19 protein-coding genes and 1 pseudogene are annotated in these 21636 nt (G+C 69.2%); 14 read left to right on the top strand and 6 right to left on the bottom strand.

Annotated elements, in window-relative coordinates; all coding sequences use genetic code 11:
• Positions 1–4: 4 nt before the first annotated feature.
• The 3 genes from IEY87_RS10065 to IEY87_RS10055 are packed head-to-tail and all read left to right on the top strand — an operon-like array spanning position 5 to position 2682.
• On the top strand, positions 5–871 hold the full coding sequence (locus IEY87_RS10065) for an ABC transporter permease (RefSeq protein WP_225276907.1): 867 nt from the start codon (positions 5–7) through the stop codon (positions 869–871).
• The gene (locus tag IEY87_RS10060) at positions 864–1643 is read left to right on the top strand and encodes an ABC transporter permease (protein ID WP_189138285.1); all 780 of its coding nucleotides are present in this window, start codon (positions 864–866) and stop codon (positions 1641–1643) included. The genes IEY87_RS10065 and IEY87_RS10060 overlap by 8 nt, the downstream gene beginning before the upstream one ends.
• Complete coding sequence (locus IEY87_RS10055; protein ID WP_189138284.1) at positions 1630–2682, top strand: ABC transporter ATP-binding protein; 1053 nt, start codon at positions 1630–1632, stop codon at positions 2680–2682. The genes IEY87_RS10060 and IEY87_RS10055 overlap by 14 nt, the downstream gene beginning before the upstream one ends.
• Here IEY87_RS10055 and IEY87_RS10050 read toward each other — a convergent pair.
• The gene (locus IEY87_RS10050) at positions 2676–3281 is read right to left on the bottom strand and encodes a TetR/AcrR family transcriptional regulator (protein ID WP_189138283.1); all 606 of its coding nucleotides are present in this window, start codon (positions 3279–3281) and stop codon (positions 2676–2678) included. The genes IEY87_RS10055 and IEY87_RS10050 overlap by 7 nt on opposite strands.
• 127 nt (positions 3282–3408) lie before the next feature.
• Between IEY87_RS10050 and IEY87_RS10045 the strand changes: the two genes are divergently transcribed.
• The 6 genes and pseudogenes from IEY87_RS10045 (at position 3409) to IEY87_RS10020 (ending at position 10885) form a co-directional block, all read left to right on the top strand.
• Positions 3409–4677 (top strand): glycosyltransferase, encoded by a 1269-nt coding sequence (locus tag IEY87_RS10045; protein WP_189138282.1) that lies wholly within the window; start codon positions 3409–3411, stop codon positions 4675–4677.
• 22 nt (positions 4678–4699) lie between these two features.
• Positions 4700–6109: pseudogene (locus tag IEY87_RS10040) on the top strand (aminobutyraldehyde dehydrogenase); the annotation flags it as partial.
• Positions 6110–6362: 253 nt separating this feature from the next.
• Positions 6363–9482, top strand: coding sequence for a sensor histidine kinase (locus IEY87_RS10035; protein ID WP_189138280.1), 3120 nt, complete (start codon positions 6363–6365; stop codon positions 9480–9482).
• Complete coding sequence (locus IEY87_RS10030) at positions 9479–9901, top strand: roadblock/LC7 domain-containing protein (RefSeq protein WP_189138279.1); 423 nt, start codon at positions 9479–9481, stop codon at positions 9899–9901. The genes IEY87_RS10035 and IEY87_RS10030 overlap by 4 nt, the downstream gene beginning before the upstream one ends.
• A 20-nt stretch (positions 9902–9921) precedes the next feature.
• A complete protein-coding gene (locus IEY87_RS10025) occupies positions 9922–10326 on the top strand; it encodes a DUF742 domain-containing protein (RefSeq protein WP_225276906.1) in 405 nt (134 codons plus the stop codon).
• Positions 10307–10885, top strand: a complete 579-nt coding sequence (locus IEY87_RS10020; RefSeq protein ID WP_189138278.1) for a GTP-binding protein — start codon at positions 10307–10309, stop codon at positions 10883–10885. The genes IEY87_RS10025 and IEY87_RS10020 overlap by 20 nt, the downstream gene beginning before the upstream one ends.
• A 66-nt stretch (positions 10886–10951) precedes the next feature.
• Here IEY87_RS10020 and IEY87_RS10015 read toward each other — a convergent pair whose 3' ends face one another.
• From IEY87_RS10015 to IEY87_RS10000, 4 genes are all read right to left on the bottom strand, one after another.
• A complete protein-coding gene (locus IEY87_RS10015; RefSeq protein WP_189138277.1) occupies positions 10952–11725 on the bottom strand; it encodes an ABC transporter ATP-binding protein in 774 nt (257 codons plus the stop codon).
• An 84-nt stretch (positions 11726–11809) separates the two neighbouring features.
• Positions 11810–12622: an ABC transporter permease gene (locus IEY87_RS10010; RefSeq protein ID WP_225276905.1), complete on the bottom strand. Its 813-nt coding sequence runs from the start codon at positions 12620–12622 to the stop codon at positions 11810–11812.
• Positions 12619–13464, bottom strand: a complete 846-nt coding sequence (locus IEY87_RS10005) for an ABC transporter permease (RefSeq protein WP_225276904.1) — start codon at positions 13462–13464, stop codon at positions 12619–12621. The genes IEY87_RS10010 and IEY87_RS10005 overlap by 4 nt, the downstream gene beginning before the upstream one ends.
• Complete coding sequence (locus tag IEY87_RS10000) at positions 13461–14462, bottom strand: ABC transporter substrate-binding protein (protein ID WP_189138275.1); 1002 nt, start codon at positions 14460–14462, stop codon at positions 13461–13463. Before IEY87_RS10000 ends, IEY87_RS10005 begins: the two co-directional genes overlap by 4 nt.
• Positions 14463–15056: 594 nt before the next feature.
• On the opposite strand from IEY87_RS10000, the gene IEY87_RS09995 reads away from it, so the two are divergent.
• The 5 genes from IEY87_RS09995 to IEY87_RS09975 all read left to right on the top strand — a co-directional run bounded on the left by IEY87_RS09995 (position 15057) and on the right by IEY87_RS09975 (position 20166).
• Complete coding sequence (locus tag IEY87_RS09995) at positions 15057–17849, top strand: nitrate- and nitrite sensing domain-containing protein (protein WP_194511313.1); 2793 nt, start codon at positions 15057–15059, stop codon at positions 17847–17849.
• Entirely contained in the window at positions 17846–18268 is a 423-nt protein-coding gene (locus tag IEY87_RS09990) for a roadblock/LC7 domain-containing protein (RefSeq protein WP_189138273.1), read from the top strand. The genes IEY87_RS09995 and IEY87_RS09990 overlap by 4 nt, the downstream gene beginning before the upstream one ends.
• 4 nt (positions 18269–18272) lie before the next feature.
• A complete protein-coding gene (locus IEY87_RS09985; protein ID WP_372462240.1) occupies positions 18273–18677 on the top strand; it encodes a DUF742 domain-containing protein in 405 nt (134 codons plus the stop codon).
• Complete coding sequence (locus tag IEY87_RS09980) at positions 18631–19245, top strand: GTP-binding protein (protein ID WP_189138272.1); 615 nt, start codon at positions 18631–18633, stop codon at positions 19243–19245. The genes IEY87_RS09985 and IEY87_RS09980 overlap by 47 nt, the downstream gene beginning before the upstream one ends.
• Before the next feature lie 111 nt (positions 19246–19356).
• Positions 19357–20166 carry a class I SAM-dependent methyltransferase gene (locus tag IEY87_RS09975; protein WP_189138271.1) on the top strand — a complete coding sequence of 270 codons (810 nt, stop codon included), beginning with the start codon at positions 19357–19359 and terminating at the stop codon, positions 20164–20166.
• 10 nt (positions 20167–20176) lie between these two features.
• Here IEY87_RS09975 and IEY87_RS09970 read toward each other — a convergent pair whose 3' ends face one another.
• Positions 20177–21625: a dihydroorotase gene (locus tag IEY87_RS09970; protein ID WP_225276902.1), complete on the bottom strand. Its 1449-nt coding sequence runs from the start codon at positions 21623–21625 to the stop codon at positions 20177–20179.
• Positions 21626–21636: the final 11 nt, after the last annotated feature.

Below are 21636 nucleotides of genomic sequence, written 5' to 3'. Positions count from 1 at the left end.
TGCGGTGAAGGTCTCGATCGAAGCCCGGCCGGTGTCTCCCTCGCGGGGGCGCCGGCTGGGCGCATTCGTCTTCCTGGCCCCGGGGCTGACCTACCTGATCGTGCTGCTCCTGGTGCCGCTGGCGCTGGTGCTCAGCTACACGGTCTTCCAGCGTGGGCGCTTCGGCGGCGTCGTCTACGAGTTCACGGGCGAGAACTTCGCCCGCCTGTTCGACCCCCTCTACCTGAGCGTGCTCGGCACCTCGCTGAAGATCGCCGGGCTGGCCACGCTGATCGCGCTGCTGCTCGGCTATCCGACGGCCTACCTGATCGCGCAGCTTCCGCGTAAGTGGAAGACGATCGCGCTGGTCGCGATCGTGCTGCCGTTCTGGACCAACTTCATCATCCGCGCCTATGCCTGGATCATCCTGCTGAGCGGTCCAGGGCTGGTCAACTCCGGCCTGCAGGCGCTGGGGCTGGAGCCCGTCGAGCTGCTCTACAACGAGGGCGCCGTCGTCACCGGCCTGCTCTACTCCTACCTGCCGCTGATGGTGCTGCCGTTGTACGCCGCGATCGAGAAGCTCGACCCGCAGCTGCGCGAGGCCTCGGCCAACCTGGGCGCCTCGGCGTTCACCACCTTCCGCAAGGTGACGCTGCCGCTCACGGTGCCGGGGGTGATGACCGGTTGCCTGTTCGTGTTCGTGCCGAGCTTCGGCAACTTCGTCATCCCCGAGATCCTGGGCGGCGGCAAGACGGCCATGGTGGGCAACCTGATCCGCACGGAGTTCCTGAAGGCCCGCGACTGGCCGTTCGGCTCCACGCTGGCGCTGGCCCTCATCGCGGTGCTGCTCGTGCTGCTGCTCGCGCAGGCCTGGGTGGCCCGCCGTGCGTAGATCGAGACTCCTGTACGTCCCGTTCTGGGCGACGTACGTGTTCCTGTACGCGCCGATCGTCGTCCTGGTCGTGATGTCGTTCAACTCCGGCGAGTCGGCGTACACCTATGAGGGCTTCAGCCTCAAGTGGTACGCCGACCTCGCCGCGGACGAGCGCATCATGGACGGCCTGATCAACACGCTCATCGTGGCCACCGGCTCGACGGTGATCGCCACCGTGCTGGGCACCCTGCTCGCCGTGGGCCTGGCCCGCCACACCAGGTCCAAGACGCTGGACGCCGTCGCGCTGGTGCCGGCCGTGCTGCCCGACCTGGTGCTGGCCATCGGGCTGCTGCTCTTCTACGGCATGATCCAGCTCACGCTGGGCCTCTACTCGGTGATCCTGGCGCACGGCGTGTTCGCCATGGCCTTCGTGGCGGCGGTGGTGCGCACCCGGCTCTCCGGCGCCGACGCCTCCCTGGAGGAGGCCTCGCGCGACCTGGGCGCCGGTCCGGTGACCACCTTCAGGAAGGTGACGCTGCCGCAGCTCGCGCCGGGCATCGTGGCGGGGGCGCTGCTGGCGTTCACGCTGTCGCTGGACGAGTTCGTGATCGCCTTCTTCACGATCGGCAACAGCGAGCAGACGCTGCCGATCGTCATCTATTCCATGATTCGTTTCGGGGTGACCCCGAAGATCAACGCGCTGGCGGCGGTCCTGCTCCTGGTGAGCTTCACGGCTGTGATCGTGGGGCAGCGCATGACCAAGATCGGGGAGTCACGTGCTCAAGATTGACGGGGTCACCCGCAGGTTCGGCGAGGTCACCGCGCTCGACGGCGTCTCACTGGAGATCGGGCAAGGGGAGTTCTTCGCCCTGCTCGGCCCGTCCGGCTGCGGCAAGACCACGCTGCTGCGCATCATCGCCGGCTTCGAGACCCCCGACAGCGGCACGGTGACGCTCGACGGCGAGGACCTGCTGGGCAAGCAGCCGAACCGCCGGCCGATCAGCCTGATGTTCCAGTCGTACGCGCTGTTCCCGCACATGACCGTGGCCAAGAACATCGCCTACGGCCTGGAGCGCGAGAAGCTGTCACGCCAGGAGATCAAGCAGCGCGTCGGCGAGGTGCTGGAGACCGTGGGCCTGACGGCGCACGCCGGCCGCAAGCCGCAGCACCTGTCCGGCGGCCAGCGCCAGCGCGTCGCCCTGGCACGCTCCATCGTCAAGCGCCCGCGCCTGCTCCTGCTGGACGAGCCGCTGTCGGCCCTGGACAAGAAGGTCCGCGCGGACATGCAGCTGGAGCTCAAGCGGCTGCAGAACGAGGTCGGCATCACCTTCGTGGTCGTCACCCACGACCAGGAGGAGGCCATGTCGCTCGCCGACCGCATCGCGGTCTTCGACCACGGCGTGGTGCGCCAGGTGGACGAGCCGGTCACGCTGTACGAGCGGCCGCACACCAGGTTCGTCGCCGACTTCGTCGGGGCCAACAACCTGTTCGAGGGCGCCCTGGCCGCCGAGGACACCCTGGCGACCGAGGACTTCGGCGCGCTGCGCGGAAGGCCGCTGCGGGCGCTGCGGACAGGCTCCAAGGCGCTGCTCGGCGTCCGGCCGGAAAGGGTGCGGCTGGGCGCGGCGGCGGCCACGGGCGGCGGCCTCAAGGGCTCGGTGCTCGACGTCAGCTTCTACGGCGGCATCTCGCACATCTCGGTGTCGGTGCCCGGCCGGCTCAAGCCGGTGCTGGTGGCGGTGCAGGGCGCCAGCGAGGTCAAGCCCGGCGCCGAGGTCACGCTGGACTGGCGGACCGACGACGCCGTGATCATCCCGGTCGATCAATGAAGCAGGTCGTTGCCCGTCACCGTGCGCGCATAGGACAGGATCAGCTCCGCCGCCTCCTCCGGGCCGATGAGCGGATGCCGGGCGGTGATGCGGTAGCCGTAGGCGTCCTCCAGCGCCACCAGGTTGCGCGAGATCGACAGCGCGTCGGCGGTGAGCCTGAAGACCCCGAGCGCCGACCCCGTGTCCAGGATCGACTGGTACATCGACACCTGCCGGTCGTAGAGCGAGGTGAGCAGCACCCCGTAGACGCGGTGCCGCCCGGCGGCTCCGCCCAGCTCGTTGAGCAGCCGCACGTCCGGGTCGAGCGGGCCGGTGGGCAGCCCCGACTTGATGGTCAGCACCAGCTTGGTGGCCGGGTCGGTGAGGGCGGCGATCTGCCGCAGCCGCTGCTCGTAGAAGCGCTCCATCCCGGAGTGCTGCGCCTCGACCAGCAGCTCGCCCAGGTCAGGGTAGTGATAGAGCACGGCGCCGGAGGTCAGTCTGGCCTCCTCGGCCACGTGGGAGAGCTGGACTCCGTCGACGCCATGCTTGATGATGGCCCGCCGCGCCGCCTCGATCAGATCGATGCGCCGGTCACTACGGCTCTTGCGCTGGGCCATCTTCACCACCTCGCCATTTTCTTCACTTGCGGTTCAGTAATCCGTGACCATATTGCCCTGAAGTTGACCTCCTCGCTACCTGCGTATTTGAATTGACCTTCAAATGTCTAGCCCCACCGGAGTGCCCATGTCTCTCACCATCCTGTTCATGCCGGAAAGCGCCTACGGGCCCACCAACAACTCCATCGGCATCGGCGACATCCTGCGCAACCGCGGCCACCGCGTCGTGTTCGCCGCCGAGGCGTCCTGGAAGGGCAAGCTGGAGGCGCTCGGCTTCGAGGAGGACCTGGTCGACCTCGCCCCGCCCGCCGAGGAGGAGCAGGACGCCGGTCAGTTCTGGAAGGACTTCATCCGCGAGACCGCGCCCGAATACCGCAAGAGCACCCTGGAGCAGCTGGCGACCGTCACCAAGCCGATCTGGGACTCGCTCATCGACGGCGCCAAATACTGCGAGCCCCAGCTCAAGGAGATCATCGAGCGGGTCCAGCCGGACGTCATCGTCGAGGACAACGTGATCACCTTCCCGGCGCTGCTCACCGCCGGCAAGAAGTTCGTCCGGATCGTCTCCTGCAACCCGCTGGAGGTGCGCGGCGAGGGCATCGCGCCGGTCTTCTCCGGGCTGCCCGCCGACGACCGCGCCGAGTGGGACGCCTTCCGCGCTGAGTACGACCGCACCCACCGCGAGATCTGGAGCGCCTTCAACGCCTGGTGCGTCGAGCAGGGCACCGAGCCGCTGCCCGACCTGGACTTCATCCACGAGGGGGACCTGAACCTCTACGTGTTCCCGGAGATCCTCGACTACACCGACGCCCGGCCGCTCGCCGACAACTGGCACCGCCTCGACTCCTCGGTCCGGGAGACCGACGAGGACTTCGAGCTGCCCTTCGAGCGCAACGAGGGATCGCTGGTCTACTTCTCGCTCGGCTCGCTCGGCTCCTCGGACGTGGAGCTCATGCAGCGGGTGATCGACGTGCTGGGCACCACGCCGCACCAGATCATCGTCTCCAAGGGCCCGCTGCACGAGGAGATCAAGCTCGCCGACAACATGTGGGGCGCCGAGTTCCTGCCGCAGACGAAGATCATACCGCTGTGCGACCTGGTCATCACGCACGGCGGCAACAACACCACCACCGAGGCGCTGCACTTCGGCAAGCCGATGATCTTGCTCCCGCTCTTCTGGGACCAGTACGACAACGCGCAGCGGGTGGACGAATTGGGCTATGGTGTCAGGCTTTCCACCTACGCTTTCACCGATGAGGAGCTGAAGGGCGCGCTCGACCGTCTTCTCGGCGACGGTGAGCTCCGTGCGAGACTTGCCGCCGCAGGCGAAGAGATCCGCGGGCGCGACGGCCTGCGCAAGGCCGCCGACCTGATCGAGGGCCTCGGCCAGAAGTAGGTACGGACTCCAGTGCCAACAGGGAAAGATATCCATGCGTGAATTGATCAACCCCGCGACCGGGCTCGCCTGCGCGGAGCTGCCCGACACCCCCGTGGCGGCCGTCAACGCGGCCGTACGGCGGGCCAGGGACGCCTTCGCCGAGTGGGGGCTGACGACGCCCGCCGAGCGGGCCCGGCTGCTGCTGCGGGTGGCGGACCTGGCCGAGGCCGACGCCGACGAGCTGACCCGGCTGGAGGTGGAGGAGACGGGCAAGCCCGCGGCCGTGTTCAGGGACGGCGAGCTGCCCTTCGCCATCGACAACCTGCGCTTCTTCGCCGGCGCCGCCCGCTCCCTGGACGGGACGGGCGCCGGGGTGTTCAGCGCCGGCTACACCTCGGTCATGCTGCGCCGCCCGGTCGGGGTGATCGGCTCGATCGCGCCGTGGAACTTCCCCTTCGTGATGGCCGTCTGGAAGATCGGCCCGGCGGTCGCGGCCGGCAACGCGGTGGTCATCAAGCCGGCCCCGCAGACGCCGCGCAGCACGCTGCGCCTGGCGGAGCTGTTCGCCAAGGCGGGCGCGCCCGACGGGCTGGTCCAGGTGATCACCGGCGACGCCGCGGTCGGCGAGGCGCTGGTCACCGATCCGGGCGTGGACATGGTGAGCGTGACCGGCTCGACCGAGACGGGCCGGGCGGTCATGACGGGCGCCGCGCGCACCCTCAAGCGGGTCCACCTGGAGCTGGGTGGCAAGGCGCCCGCCCTGGTCTTCGAGGACGCCGACCTGGCGCAGGCGGCCCGTGGGGTGGCCCTGGGGGCCACGTACAACACCGGCCAGGACTGCACCGCGGCCACCCGCGTCTACGTCGCCCGCGAGGTCCACGGCGAGACGGTGGAGGCGCTGCGGGCGACGCTCGAAGGCATCCGGGTCGGTGACCCCTGGGACCCGGCCACGGACATCGGGCCGCTGATCTCCTCGGCGCACCGGGACCGGGTGCACGGTTTCGTCTCCCGTTCGGGCGGACGGATTCTGCACGGCGGCGCGCCGGTCGACGGGCCCGGATACTTTTATCCACCCACTTTGGTAACAGATGTCGCACAGGACAGCGAGATCGTCCAGGGCGAGCTGTTCGGGCCCGTGCTCGTGGTGCTGCCGTTCGACGGCGAGGACGAGGCGGTCGCCTTGGCCAACGACACCCGCTACGGCCTGGCCTCTTCGGTGTGGTCGGCCGACGTCGCCCGCGCGATGCGGGTGTCGCACCGCCTCGATGTGGGGGTGACGTGGGTCAATGATCATCTGCCGATCGCCAGCGAGGCGCCGCACGGCGGGGTCAAGGGCAGTGGCTTCGGCAAGGACATGAGCCAGGAGGCGGTGCAAGAATATTCCGTGACCCGCCATCTGATGATCAAGCATATGGCACCCGCGGAACGCGACTCGTTCCGCCCGGCCTGAAGAACGTGAACGGCGCTATGTCTCCCATGATCCTATTTTGGGAGCGTTTAGTGGGATATGTCCGGTTGGCCGATCTGGTACGGGTTGTGTTCCAATTACCCAGCCCGGCAGAATCCCATGCGCCACACGCGTGTCTGATTTCCTTCGAGCACGTAACGGCGAGAGGTTGCGAGAGCCAGTGAGGACGGAAAACCCCAAGCACACGAGGCCGGGGGAGTACACAGGCGGACGGTTCCGGCTGGCGAACTGGCGCGTGCGCTCGAGGCTGGTGGCGCTGATCCTCATTCCCACGATCGTGGGTGTGCTGCTCGCAGGCATCCAGTTGGCCGACGCCATCGGCACGAGCAGCGAATACCGCCGGCTCACCCAGGTGGCCGAGCTGGTGCAGCGCGTCGGCGTGCTCTCCCACGAACTCGGGAAGGAACGTACCCTCACCGCGTGGTACGTCGCCGACAACCGGCGGAACGGCCGGATGACCCAGCTGCGCACGCAGCGTGGCACGGTCGATGCCGCCAAGCAGCGCGTGCTGGAGGCCTCGGGCGCCATCGACGCCTCCCACTCCACGCGGGTGCAGGGCGAGGTCGAGGAGATGAACCGGTGGCTCAACGGCCTCAAGGGGCTGCGTGAGTCGATCCTGGGTGACAGCGTCCCGCCCCGGGCCTCGATCAGCACCTACTCGCGGCTCATCGAGGTCCTGGCCGCGCTCCAGGCCGACCTGGGCGAGGGTGTCAACGACGAAGACCTCCAGGGTGACGTGAACGCGCTGCGCGCGCTCCAGCGGGTCAAGGAAGAGGTCTCGCGCCAGCAGGGCATCATGGTCGTCGCGCTCGAAGAGCGGTCGCTCGACTACGACGACCTGTCCGACTTCCTCGGTTCGTGGAACCGTCAGCAGTCCGAGCTCGCCGCCTTCGAGCAGGAGGCCGATCCCCAGGACCTGGCGGCCTACTCGAAGGTCGTGCGCGGCATCGAGATCGACCGCGCCGACTCCATGCGCCAGCGGGCCCTGGCCCAGCTGCGCGAGTACGCCCGCATCAGGGACCTCGACGTCACCTCACGCCGGGACATCAACCTCTGGTACGAGAGCACCCTGCTCACCACCAACGCGATGCGCAAGGTCGAGGACGGCCTGGCCACCAAGATCGTGACGAAGACCCGCGAGCTCAGTGACACCGAGCAGCGCAACGCCATCATCTCCGGCGCCACCATCCTGGTCCTGCTGCTCCTGGTGCTGGTGATCACCACCCGGGTGGCCGGATCGCTGGTGCGGCCGCTGCGGCGGCTGCGGGCCGAGGCTCTCCAGGTCGCCACCACCCGGCTGCCGGAGACCGTCCGCGTGCTGCGTGAGTCCGGCGACGCGGCCCGGGTGCCCGAGGTGCCGTCGGTCGGTATCGACACCCGGGACGAGATCGGGGAAGTGGCCCGGGCGTTCGACGAGGTCCACCGCGAGGCGATCCGGCTGGCCGGCGACGAGGCCAAGCTGCGTGCCAACGTCAACTCGATGTTCGTCAACCTGTCGCGCCGCAGCCAGACGCTGGTCGAGCGGCAGCTCCAGCTCATCGAGGGCCTGGAGCAGGGCGAGGAGGACGAGAACCGGCTCGCCAACCTGTTCCGCCTGGACCACCTCGCCACCCGTATGCGCCGCAACAGCGAGAACCTGCTGGTCCTGGCCGGCCAGGAGGCCGCCCGTAAGTGGAGTGAGCCGGTCCCGCTGGTCGACGTGGCCCGCGCCTCCCTGTCGGAGGTCGAGAACTACGAGCGGGTCCAGATCCAGATCGCGTCCGGCCCCATGGTCGCCGGTCCGGCCGTCACCGACGCCGTGCACCTGCTGGCCGAGCTGATCGAGAACGCCGTCTCGTTCTCGCCGCGCGAGAGCAAGGTTCAGGTCACCAGCGCCGTCGACAGCGGCGGCGTGCTGGTGACGATCAACGACCTGGGCATCGGCATGAGCGCCGAGGAGCTGGCCGAGGCCAACTGGCGGCTGGCCAACCCGCCCGTCGTGGACGTCGCGGTGTCGCGCCGCATGGGCCTGTTCGTGGTCGGCCGCCTGGCCCTGCGCCACGGCATCCGGGTGCAGCTGATGATGCGCGAGCGCGGCGGCCTGAGCGCGATGGTCATGCTGCCCGACATGCTGCTGGCCGGCATGCCGGGCGCCCCGCAGCAGCGCTCCCAGTACGACGCGTTCACCAACTTCGACCCCAGCATGTTCGACCAGAGCCCGGCGACGAACGGCTCCGGCGTCTACGCGGCGCCCCCCGGCGGCATGGCCTCGATGCCCCCCGGGCTCGACACGGCCGACATCAGGGGCAAGGACAGCGCGCCGATGGACACCCAGTGGCCCGGCTCGCTGCCCGCGCCCGGGGGCGAGGCCTGGCCGCCGTTCCCCGAGCCGCAGAAGCGGCAGGAGCAGCAGTCCTGGCCGTCCTTCGGCGAGGTGGCGCCGCCCCCGGCGGCGGCCGAGCCCCGCTGGCCTTCGTTCGCGGAGGAGACGCCCCCGCCCGCGCCGGCGCTCGGCGACCAGCGGTGGCCGTCCTTCGCCGAGGAGCCGCCTCCCCTGGCGCCGGAGGAGCCCCGCTGGCCCTCCTTCGCCACCGAGCCGCCCGCCCAGCCGCAGGAGGAACAGCGCTGGACCTCCTTCGGCCAGCAGCCCGCGCAGCGGCCCTTCGGCGAGGAGCAGCGCCCGTCGCCGTTCGCGGCCGACGAGCAGCGCTGGAACTCGCTCGCGGGTGACGAGCAGCGCTGGCCGTCCTTCGCCGATGGTCCCAAGCCCGCCGACCCCGTCCCGCAGAACGGCCACGCGGCGGTCAACCCGTTCGGGCCCGGCAACTACTCCTCACAGGACCTGACCGGACCGCTCCCCGTGGTGCGCAACTCGCCGTTGGAGGAGCAGGGCGACGAGTTCCTGCCGATCTTCTCCTCCGTCGGGTCCGACTGGTTCCGCCGCCCCGAGCCCGAGCAGCTCGCCCCCCGCCGGCCCGACCCGGTGCCGGAGCCCGAGCCCGAGCCGGAGACGCAGGTGCAGCCCGCCATCCGGCCGATGGAGACCGCCTCGGACAAGCCCGCGCTGCCGCAGCGCAGGCCGGGCGAGTCGGGCGTCAGCCCGTCGTGGACGTCCCCGGCGGACAGCGGCTGGCAGGCGGCCCAAGCGGCGGCCGAGCCCGCGAAGGGCGGCACCACCGCGTCCGGGCTGCCGCGCCGCGTCCCCAAGGCGAACCTGGTGCCCGGCACGGCGAGCCTGGCCGAGCCCCCCGTCACTTCACCGGCCCCGCAGATCTCTCCCGATCGGCTGCGAAGCCGCTTGTCGAGCTTCCAGCAAGGCGTACGGCAAGGCCGCGCGTTCACCCGCGGAGACGAGAATGAGGAGGAGCAACAATGAGAGAACTGAGCCAGGGAGCGCGTGGCATCAACTGGCTGATCACCGATTTTGTCAACAACGTGCCTGGTGTGGCGCACACCGTCGTGGTGTCGTCAGACGGCCTGCCGCTGGCCTTCTCCGAGGGTTTCCCCAAGGACAGGGCCGACCAGCTTGCCGCTGTCGCCTCAGGTGTGATCAGTTTGACCCAGGGTGCGGCCCGCGTCTTCGAAGGTGGCATGGTCTCCCAGACCGTCATCGAGATGCAGCGTGGCCTGTTGATGATCATGTCGATCAGCGACGGGTCGTGTCTCGCGGTGCTGGCGGCGCCCGACTGCGACATGGGCTTGGTGGCCTACCAGATGACGCTGCTGGTCGAGCGTGCGGGTCAGGTGCTCACACCGGCCGTACGTGCCGAACTGCAGGCGGCCCGCCCCCGCTAGACGGGCGGTGACAGGAGATCATGGTGTCAGGTCAGGGTTGGGCTGGTGATAGCACTCCGCCGCATCCGTCGGCTCCCCGTCCGCCGAAGTCGAGCTCCCTGGTACGGCCTTATGCCGTGACCGGGGGGCGGACCGCTCCGCGGATGAAGTTCGCCATGGAGGCGTTGGTGTCCTCCGTGACGTCCGAATATCAAGATGTGTCTCTTCTCAGTCCGGAGTATCAGGCGATCATTCAGCTGACCCGGAACGTCCGATCGGTTGCTGAGATCTCAGCCCTCTTACACCAGCCCCTCGGGGTGGTCCGGGTGCTGATCGCCGACATGGCGTCGGAAGGCCTGATCCGCGTGCACCAGCCTGCGCTGGACGCGGGAAAGCCGGACCTCAACTTGCTCGAAAGGGTGCTCAGTGGACTTCGCAGGCTCTAGCGCCGGCCTGACCTCGACGAAGATCGTCGTGGCCGGCGGGTTCGGCGTTGGCAAGACGACGTTCGTGGGAGCGGTGTCCGAAATCTTGCCGCTGACCACGGAGGCGGTGATGACCGACGCCTCGGCGGGGGTCGACGACGTCTCGCTCACGCCGAACAAGACGACCACGACCGTGGCGATGGACTTCGGCCGGGTGTCGCTGGACCGTGACCTTATTCTTTACCTGTTCGGCACGCCGGGTCAGCACCGGTTCTGGTTCATGTGGGACGACCTGGTGCGCGGCGCGATCGGCGCCGTGGTCCTGGTCGACACCCGCCGCCTGGCCGACAGCTTCCCGGCCATCGACTACTTCGAAGAGGCCAAGCTGCCCTTCGTCATCGGGATCAACGGCTGGGACGGGCAGTTCGGTCACGGGGAGGACGACGTGCGCGAGGCGCTGTCGCTGAGCTCGCACACTCCCGTCGTACGCCTGGACGCTCGATCCAGGGACGCGGTCAAGACCACGCTGATCACCCTGGTGGAGCACGCGCTGACCCGCCACACGCACGCTCCGGCGTGATCCGGGCGCCTCAGCGGTGCCGCCGGCACCGCTGAGGCCGCGAACGGCCGGATACCAGCGCGTAGGTCAGTGCGCGACCGTGTGGCCGCGCACCAGGCGGCCCACCTCGGCCCGCAGGTGGACGAAGTCCGGGTGCTCGCGGGTGGTGATCTGGTCGCGGGGCCCCGGCAGGGCCACGTTCAGGTCGCCGACCACGTGCGCGGGCGCCTTGGAGAGCACCACGACGCGGTCGCCGACGTAGACGCTCTCGTCGATGTCGTGCGTGATGAGCACGATGGTCATCTGGTGGAGCCGGCGAACCTCCAGCACGAGGTCCTCCAGATCCTCCCGGGTCTGCGCGTCCACGGAGCCGAACGGCTCGTCCATGAGCATCAGGGTCGGCCGGTAGGCCAGCGCGCGGGCGATGGCCACCCGCTGCTGCATGCCGCCGGACAGCTGGAAGGGATACTTGCGGCCCGCCTCCGCCAGCCCCACCGACTCCAGTGCCTCCTGCGCGGCCGCCCGCCGCTTACGCCGGTCGAAACCCTTGCGGCGCAGCGGCAGCGCGACGTTGTCGGCCACCGACATCCAGGGGAACAGCGACCGGCTGTAGTCCTGGAACACCACGGCCAGGTTGTCAGGCGTCTGCTTGACCAGCACGTCGTCGACCTTGACCTGCCCGCCGGTGGGCGAGATCAGCCCGGCGATGGAGCGCAGCAGGGTGGACTTCCCGCACCCGGACGGCCCGACGATGCACAGCAGCTCGCCATCGGCCACCTTGAGGTCGAGCCCGTCGATGGCGTGATGCTCGTTCGGCCCACCGCCGCCATATATGTGCGTGAGGTTCTCTATCTCCAGCAAAGTGAATTCCTAGGGCCGAGTCCAGCGATGACACGCCGACTCTATCGAAGGCGTCATATCTTGCGCATGACTCCGTAAAACGGCTCATACCTCCACGCGCTGGGCGCTGTGGTGCCAGGCCAGCACGCGGCGCTCGGCGACCAGGAACAGTTCGTTGAGCACGTAGCCGAGGATGCCGAGCAGCAGGATGCCGGCCCACATCGCCGGCAGGTTGAAGGTCGAGTAGGCGACGGTGAGCTGGAAGCCGATGCCGTTGGTGGTGCCGGGCAGCAGCTCGGCGAAGACCGTGACGATCAGGGACAGGGACAGGGCCAAGCGCAGTCCGGCGAAGATCTTGGGCAGCGCCGAGGGCAGGACGATCAGCGAGATCCGCTGCGCCCGCGACAGCCGGAACACCTGTCCGGTGTTCAGGTGCAGCGGCTCCACCGAGCGGGCGCCGTCGGCGGTGTTGAGCAACACCGGCCACACGATGCTGAAGACGATGAAGGCCAGTTGCATGCGCAGCCCGAACCCGAACACCACCAGGAAGACGGTGACCAGGGCCGGAGGCGGGATCGCGCGCAGGAACTGCAGGACGCCGTCGAGATAGTCGTAGGCCTTGGCCGACAGGCCCAGCGCCAGCCCGAGCGCGACGCCGAGGACCGCCCCGCCCGCCAGGCCGCCCGCCATCCGGCCCAGGCTGGGCAGGACGTTCTCGACGGCCAGGTCGGTGAGGAAGAGCCGCTCCGGCGGGCCGGAGAACCACATCGCGTGCATCCGGGTCACGATGGTGGACGGTGGCGGGAAGAACGCGCTGCCGGCGATCGTGGTCCCCCACTCCCACGCCGCCACCAGCAGGATCAGCAGCAGCCAGCGGGAGGCGAGCGCCCTGGCGAGGCGGCCCATGACCGCGCTCACCGCCCGGCTCCCACGGCGACCGGCGCGCCGGCGTGCGCCCCGAGCCTGGCGTGCTGCCAGGCGAAGAGCCGCCGCTCGGCCGCGACCAGCAGCGCGTTGACCACCACTCCGAACAGCCCGACCCAGACGACCCCGGCCATGATGTCGTCCATCCTCGCCGGCACCGCGATGCCCGCGAAGTAGATGAACACCCCGATGCCCTCCCCGCGACCGGCCACGATCTCGGTGCTCACCGTGAGGATCAGCGCCACCCCGGTCGCCAGCCTGAACCCGGTCATGATGAACGGCGCCGCCGACGGCAGCGACACCCACCACAGCACCGCCGGAGCGCGGAAGCCGTAGGACCGCAGCGACTCCTTGGCGACCGGATCGACGCCGCGCAGGCCGTACATGGTGTTGTAGAGGATGGGCCAGAGGGAGGCGTAGATCACCAGGGTGACGCGCAGTTGCAGGCCCGTCCCGATGACCAGGGCCACCAGGGGGATGAGGGCCACCGACGGGATGGGGCGGAGGAACTCGACGATCGCCCGGGTGGCGGCGTCGATCAGCCGGACGCTGCCGAGCAGCAGCCCGAGCGGCACCGCGATCAGCGCCGCGGCGCCGAGCCCGATGGCCCAGGCCAGCATGCTGGTCGCCGCGTGCGCGCGGAAGGCGGGATCGACGAGCAACTCGCCGGCCCGCCAGAGGATGACCGAGGTGGGCGGCAGGAAGCCGATGTCGACCAGTCCGGCCCGGCCGAGCGCCTCGAACAGGGCGGCGAAGGCGAGCACCCCGACCGCCCGCCGCGTCCACCGTGCGGTGGCCGTGGACGGGCGGTCATGGGTGCGGGTCCGGATGCTCACCCGGAGGTGGTGGGGGACATCAACGACTTGACGTCGATCTCCTTGGTGAGCCATTTGGCCTCCAGCATCCAGTCGGCCACGCGTTGCAGCCGGACCGGGTTGTCGGAGCTGGAGAAGTAGGGGAACGTCACGGTCGCGGCCGTGTCCTTGTCGATCTGGGTGAAGTTCGGCAGCACGTTGGCCACCACCTCACGGTTGTTCTCCATCATCTTGGCCGCGTTGTGCAGGGCCCGCTGGAAGGCGGCGGCGGTCTTCGGATGCTTGTCGTACCACTCCTGCGTGCCGATGTAGCCGGAGATGGGGAATTCGGCCGCGGGGCCGGAGGCCGGGTCGAGAATCTTTCTGGCCCCCATCGAGGACGTCGCCGCCGTTACCATCGGCTCGCCCAAATATGCGGCATCGAGCTGTCCCTTTTGCCACGCGGGCATGATGTTCTGGAACGTCACGGCGACGTACTTGATCTTGGCGGGGTCGACGTCGTTGGCTTTCAGTACTTGGGTGAGGGCAAGCTCCTGGAAATTACGCAAGACGTTCACATTGATCGTCTTGCCTTCGAGGTCCTTGGCGGATTTGATCGGTGAGTCAGGCAGAGCCATGATGCTCAGCGAGTCCGGTGCGGCGCGCGATCCTTCGGCCAGGATGCGCAGCTTCAGCGCGCCCTGGTCATGTGCCTGGAACATCGACACGTAATTGCCGAACATCGCGTCGATCTCGCCGTTGAGCATCATCGGAATGGCCTCGGGCGACGACTGGACGACCTCCGGCGTGACCTTGAGCCCCTCCTTCTCGAAGAGTTTCTGGTCAATGGCGACGAACAGCGCGGCACTGTCGATGGCCGGCAGGGCGGCGACCTTCAGTTCGGTCTTCTCCAGGCCGCCGTTACCGGCGGCGGCGGACGTCTGCGGACTGGCGGTGTCGGTGCCGCCGCTGCAGGCGGAGACTCCTAACGCCAGGGCGAATCCGATGATGACGGCCCGGGCAGGACGGCCAAGCCTCATGTCTTGGACTCCCTTCACAAGATGAGGTGGAGCCTGGAGGGGAAGGAGGGGTGAGTGTTACTAGAGGTATTAGCGGGACTGTGTGCACACCGCACGACAGGACCTGACGGTAGCACCACATGATGCGCCATCATCGGGAAAATAACACTTGTGGTTGCATCGCCAGTTTGGCGCTATATCGTAAGGATTGACCCGACCAGTAAACAGTCTTCGTGCTTTCGCCTAATATGGCGCGTTCGTGCCCTCAGGGGAAGGAGGTGACGCCGGGGAAGCAGGTGCCGGTGGGGCGAGTCGAAGATCGGCTCATGCGAGCTGCGACAGACACAGTCCGTTTCGCTATTCGACGTGGCGGATCGGCCTTGTCATGTGCGACAAATAGGGATATGCACAGTGTGACATTTCCTGATGTTTGATCCCGGTCATCGTCGTATGCTCAAATGGCCCTCATCTCGATAGTACACAGAGCCCCGCATGCGACGAGCAAGCATGGTGATCGAGATTTCCCCTCTGGGGCGAGAGGTTGCGAAGGCAGTGACTAAGCAAAACGCTGGAGCTACCGCTGACCGCGAGGCGCACGGCCACCAGAAGCGCCGGGTGCCCAAGCCTTCTACGAGAAGATTCGGGCTGGGAAACTGGCACGTTCGATCGCGACTCGTCGCGCTGATCGTCGTACCCACGGCGGTGGCCGTGGCGTTAGGCGGTCTGAGCGTGTTCACCTCGCTCCGGGACGCCGACACCTACCAGACGCTGCGAGAGGTCGCCGAGTTCAGCGAAGCTCTCGGCGCGGTCAGCCATGAGCTGGCCTTCGAACGCGACCAGACCGCTCTCTACATCGCGCAGGGCCGCCCGCCGGCCAGCGAGCCGCAGCTGCGCAACACCTACGACGGGGTCGACGACCTGGTCCTGGCGGCCAAGCAGCGGGCCGCCGTGCTCGCCGGCAGCCACGAGGCCTCGGTGCGCTCGGTGCTGCGACGCCTGGAAGAGGTCACCACGCTGCGCGAGACCGCGGTCAAGGGCAAGATCCAGCCACTGCCGACGATCTCCAAGTATTCCCAGATCATCGCCGCCCTGCTCCAGTTCCACGACCAGGTCGGCGAGGTCGCGGTCGACGACCAGGTCTCCCGTGGCGCGGGCGCCGGGGCGGCGATCTCGCGCGCCAAGGAGCAGGCCTCCAGACAGCGCGGCATCCTGGCCAGTGCCCTGGACAAGAAGGGGTTCGACGCCGGCGAGCTCGACTCCTTCACCGCCGCCAAGGCCCGTGAGGAGAGCGAGCAGACCCTCTTCGCCACCCTCGCCTCCCAGGAGCAGCTGGAGCTCTACCGCAACAGCGTCGTCGGCCGGGATGTCGACCAGACCGACCTGTTCCGGCTGCGGGCCATCGCCCAGTCGTCGGAGAGCAAGCCGCTGAGCATCGGCGCCAGACCGGCCAGGGACGTGTCCACCTGGTTCGACGTCAGCACAGGCAAGATCGACGCGATGCGCGACGTGGAGAAAGGGCTGGCCGCGGCGGTCATCCTGCGCGCCCGCGCTCTGGAGAACGGCGCCAACACCGCCGCCCTCGTCTCCGGCGTGCTCATCCTCATCCTGCTGGTCGTGGTGCTCGCCATCATCGCCCTCATCGCCCGCTCGCTGATCAGGCCGCTGCGCAAGCTGCGCCGCGAGGCTCTGGAGGTGGCGGGCCAGCGCCTGCCGCAGACCGTACGCAAGCTGCGCGAGAGCGCGGACGGCGTGGCCGGTCCGGTGGTGCCGATCAGCGTGACCACGCACGACGAGATCGGGGAGGTGGCGCGGGCCTTCGACGAGGTGCACCGTGAGGCGGTCCGCCTGGCGGGCGAGGAGTCCCGGCTGCGCAGCAACGTCAACGCGATGTTCGTGAACCTGTCGCGCCGCAGTCAGACGCTGGTGGAGCGGCAGATCACCCTGATCGACGGGCTGGAGCAGGGGGAACAGGACGAGCAGCGGCTCGGCAACCTGTTCAAGCTGGACCACCTGGCCACCCGTATGCGCCGCAACAGCGAGAACCTGCTGGTCCTGGCCGGTCAGGACCCGCCGCGCCGGTGGAGCCAGCCGGTCAAGCTCGTGGACGTGGCCCGCGCCTCCCTGTCGGAGGTGGAGAACTACGAGCGCGTGGTGCTCCAGGTGCCCGACGGCGTCTCGATCGCGGGGCAGGCCGTCAACGACATCATCCACCTGCTGGCCGAGCTGGTGGAGAACGCGCTGTCGTTCTCGCCGAGGGAGACCCGGGTGACGGTGTCCGGGAGCCGGATCGACGGCGGCGGCGTGATGCTGTCGATCACCGACTCGGGCATCGGCATGACCATCGAGGAGCTCAACCAGGCCAACGAGCGGCTGACCGACGCGCCGAGCGTGGACGTGTCGGTGTCGCGGCGGATGGGCCTGTTCGTGGTCGCCAGGCTGGCGCACCGGCACGGCATCAGGGTGCAGCTGCGACCGCACGGCTCGGGCGGGCTGACCGCGATGGTGCTCCTGCCCGAGTCGCTGCTGGCCCAGCCGGCCGCGCTCGCGGGCGCCTCCGGCGGCGGTCCTCGCGAGGAGCAGCCGTACGTGGGACCGCACGCGGCTCCTCCCATGCCGGAGTTCGGGGCGGGACCGTACCAGATGGGTCCGGCGCACCCGTCCTACCCGTCCAACCCCGACGGCCCCGGCTGGCCCGCGCCGCCCTGGCCACCGAGCAACGGTGGCGGCGGCGGGAGCAACAACGGCAGCGGCTGGCCCGCGGACACGCGCGGACCCGGTGCCGGCATCGGGCCGAACATCGGGCCCAACACCGGCGGCTTCGACTCCGCCGACGTCTGGATGCCGCCGCGCGAGCCCGGCTGGAACGGCGACCAGTTGCCCAGGCGGCCCGCAGCCGGCCCGCCCCCGAGCTGGGTCCAGGGTGAGCGGATCGACCCGCCGCAACGCCCCAGGTACGACTTCCCCGAGATCGAGCAGGGCGCGACGACCGACCCGGTCCTGAAAGCCGGCGGAGACGACTACCTGCCGATCTTCGCGGCGGTCGAATCCGCCTGGTTCGAACGCGGGGGAAGCAGCGCCGTCTGGAGCTCGGAGAAGGCGGACGAGGGCTGGTCGGCGGCCAAGGCCGCGGTCGAGCCGGTGCGCGGCGCGGCGACGGCCGCCGGACTGCCCAAGCGGGTGCCGAAGGCGAACCTGGTGCCGGGCTCGGCGGAGACGGTCAACGCTCCACGCGGTGTCTCACCGGTGCCCGCGGTGTCCCCTGACCGGGTGCGTTCGCGGCTGTCCAACTTCCAGCAGGGCTTCCGCGCGGCGCGCGAGGACATCAACGGCGGGCGCGCCACCGGGTCAGGCTTCGGCGGCCCGATGCGGGCGGTGGACGGCGGAGACGATCCGGAGGAGAACATATGAACGAGCTGAGCCATGCGGCGCGTGGTGTCGACTGGCTGATCACCGACTTCGTCAGCACGGTGCCCGGGGTGGCGCACGCGGTGGTCGTGTCGTCCGACGGGCTGCCGCTGGCTGCCTCGTCGGGATTCCCCGCCGATCGGGCGGACCAGCTGGCGGCCATCGCGTCCGGGCTCGTGTCGCTCACCCAGGGCGCGGCGCGGGTGTTCGAGGGGGGTGTGGTCAACCAGACGATCGTCGAGATGCACCGGGGCCTGATGCTCATCATGTCGGTTTCAGATGGTTCGTGCTTAGCGGTTTTAGCCGCCCCCGATTGTGATATGGGATTGGTGGCGTACCAGATGACGCTGATGGTGGATCGAGCCGGTCAGGTGTTGACGCCGGCGGTCCGTGCGGAGCTGCGCGCGAGCCAGACTAGGTGATGTGGTGACGGATCCACGGTGGAACAGCGGCGGCTGGGAGCCCGAGTCCCAGCCGCGGTTACAGGCTGACCCGGCCTCGCCGGTGCGTCCGTACGCGGTGACCGGGGGGCGGACGGCGCCGCGGGTGAAACTCGCGATGGAGGCGCTGGTGTCCTCGGCCACGGCCGAGCACAGGGAGTTCTCCCACATCACGCCGGAATATCAGGCGATCAGCCAGCTCTGCCGGCAGGTCCGCTCGGTGGCCGAGGTGTCGGCGCTGCTGCGCATTCCCTTGGGTGTGGTTCGGGTGTTGATCGCGGACATGGCGGCCGAAGGGCTCGTGCGCGTGCACCAGCCCGCGTTGGAAGACGCGGGCAGGCCGGATGTCAACTTGCTGGAAAGGGTGCTCAGTGGACTACGCAGGCTCTAGTCCCGGGCTCACCTCGACGAAGATCGTGGTGGCCGGTGGCTTCGGGGTGGGCAAGACGACGTTCGTCGGTGCGGTGTCGGAGATCATGCCGCTGACGACCGAGGCGGTGATGACGGATGCCTCGGCCGGGATCGACGACCTCGGCATGACCCCTTTGAAGTCGACGACCACGGTGGCGATGGACTTCGGCCGGGTGTCGCTGGACCGTGATCTGATCCTGTATCTGTTCGGGACGCCGGGTCAGCACCGGTTCTGGTTCATGTGGGACGACCTGGTGCGGGGTGCGATCGGCGCCGTGGTGCTGGTCGACACCCGCCGTCTGGCCGACAGCTTCCCGGCCATCGACTACTTCGAGGAGGCGCAACTGCCCTTCGTGGTGGGCATCAACGGCTGGGACGGCACGTACGCCCACAGTGACGCCGAGGTGCGGGACGCGCTCTCGCTGGCGGCGCACATCCCGCTCATCCGGCTCGACGCACGCTCGAAGGAGTCGGTGAAGAGCGCGCTGATCCACCTGGTGGAGCATGCGCTGACCGTCCGTACCGCCGTCCCCGGCTGGAGCGGCTGACCGCGCCCGGCCCTTGATGATCGTCCTCATCCGTGACAGGCTCAAGATCACTGATCATCGGACCGGCGGAGTCGCGCCGGGTCGTGTGCCCGCTGACGGTGAGGAAACCCGATGGATGCCAAGCAGTACATGGCCGGCGTGTTCGATCGCGCGTCCGGCACCTACGAGCGGGTCGGCGTGCCGTTCTTCGCGCCGGTCGCCGCCGAGTTGGTACGCCGGGCCGCGCCCGAGGCCGGTGACCGGGTCCTGGACGCCGGTTGCGGGACCGGCGCCTCGCTCGTGCCGGCGGCGCTGGCCGTCGGTCCCACCGGCCGGGTCGTCGGGCTGGATCTGGCGCCCGGGATGGTGGCCGCAGCCTCCGCCGAGATCGAGCGCCACGGCCTGACCCAGGCGATCGCCCTGCTGGGCGACGCGGAGCGGGCGGAGGAGTTGCTGCCTGGTGAGCGCTTCGACGTCGTGCTCGCGGGGATGATGCTGTACTTCCTGCCCGACCCGCCCGCCGCGGTCCGGTCCATGGCCGGGTTGCTGCGGCCCGGCGGGCGGCTGGCGGCCAGCCTGCTGGTCCGGTCGAGCCCGGCCGAGACCGAGCTGCTCGCGCTGGTGGAGCGGGCACTGGAGCCGTACGCCCCGGGCGCGGGCGGCGCTCCCTTCCAGCACCGGCTGAGCACGCCCGAGGACCTGACCGGGCTGCTCGAAGGGGGCGGGCTGAGCGGGGTCCGATGCGCGGACGTGGTGTTCGAGGTGGTCATCGAGGCCGGGCAGGTGTGGGACTGGCTCTGGTCGGCCGCCCGCAGGGCAGCACTGGAGAGCATCCCGCCGTCCCTGCGCGCCGAGGCCAGGGCGGCCTTGGAGTCGGCGCTGGGCCAGGACCGCTACGTCCTGGCCCGTACCGTGCGCTATGTCACCGGGTCGCGCGGCTGACGAGGCCCGTTCAGGCCGGTCGGGACAGGTATCGGCCCACCCTGCGGTCCATGATCTTGCCGGCGTCCAGCACGTGGTTGCCGCGGACGAACGTGTCCGTCACCTTGGCGGTCAGCTCGAACCCCTCGAACGGGGTGTACTCCTGCGCCGACTCCGAGTCCTGCGCGCGCACCGTCCAGGTGCTCGCGGGGTCGACCAGGCAGATGTCCGCGTCGAAGCCCGGGGCGATCGCCCCCTTGCCGCGCAGGCCGTACCTCTTGGCAGGGTTGTAGGAGGTCAGCGCGGCGATCCGGCCGTACGGCAGGCCCCTGCGGCGGCCTTCGGTGATCAGGCCGGGCAGCAGGTACTCGGCGCCGCCGAACCCGGCCTTGGCCGCGAAGACGTCGTCGCGCGGGTCGCCGAACTTGAGCTCGTCACGGCAGCAGGCGTGGTCGCTGACCACCCAGTCCACCGTGCCGTCGAGGACGTACTCCCACAGCGCCTCGACGTCCTCGCGCGGTCTGATCGGCGGGTTCACCTTGCCGCCGATGCCGCTGGCCGTGTCGACGTCGGCCAGCAGGTGACCGATCGTGACCTCGCGCCGGAAGTCGATGTGCGGGAACGTCGCCGCCATCCGGACGGCGGCGTCCAGGGCCTTGCGCGAGGACAGGTGCAGCAGATTGATGTTGGCCAGCCCCGTCTCGTGCGCGAGGTAGGAGGCGACGAAGACGGCCAGCCCTTCGGAGTGCTGCGGGCGGGAGGCGCTGTAGGCGGCCAGTCCGCTCAGGTCACCGGCCTCCTCGACGAGCTTGGTGTACGCGGTCATGATCTCGGCCGTCTCGCAGTGCAGCGACAGCGAGATCTCGTCCGCCAGCTCGGGCAGCCGCTCCCTGGCCGCCTGCACGCCGCGCATCACGAACTCGAAGTGCGCGTAGTCGTAGCGCTCGCCCTCGGGCAGCATGAGGAACGCCCGCTGGTCGTCGGACCGGCCGTGCAGCCCGTGCCCGCCGTAGAACATGAAGATCTTGAACGACGGGACGCCGAACCGCTCGATCAGGTCGGGCAGCTCGTCGATGTGCCCGCTCGACATGGGCGCCAGGTGGAAGGCGTAGTCGATGTAGGCCCGGCCCTCGGCCTGCTTGAGCACCTCCGGGAAGAAGTCGGCGTAGGAGCCGCCCCTGTTGAGGTAATACTGCCCGGTCCGCATGTATGTCAGCGCGGTCGTCACGCCACCCTGGGCGGCGGCCCTGCTCTCCGACCCGGCGTCCTCGGACAGCGGCCGGTAGATGCCCCAATGCTGATGGGCGTCCACGACCCCGGGGAAGGCCAGCTTGCCGCGCCCGTCGATCACGTCGCCCGCGCCGGACAGTCCGGGCCCCACCTGGACGATGCGGCCGTCCGCGATGGCGATGTCCGCGTTCATGGGCTCGTCCTGGTCGTGCGTGACGACCCGGACGTTCTTCAGCAGCAGCTCGGACACGGGGACGGTCT

It is taken from the genome of Nonomuraea glycinis, from assembly GCF_014646515.1.
GTDB lineage: Bacteria > Actinomycetota > Actinomycetes > Streptosporangiales > Streptosporangiaceae > Nonomuraea > Nonomuraea glycinis.
This window is presented reverse-complemented; position numbering and strand designations above follow the sequence as displayed.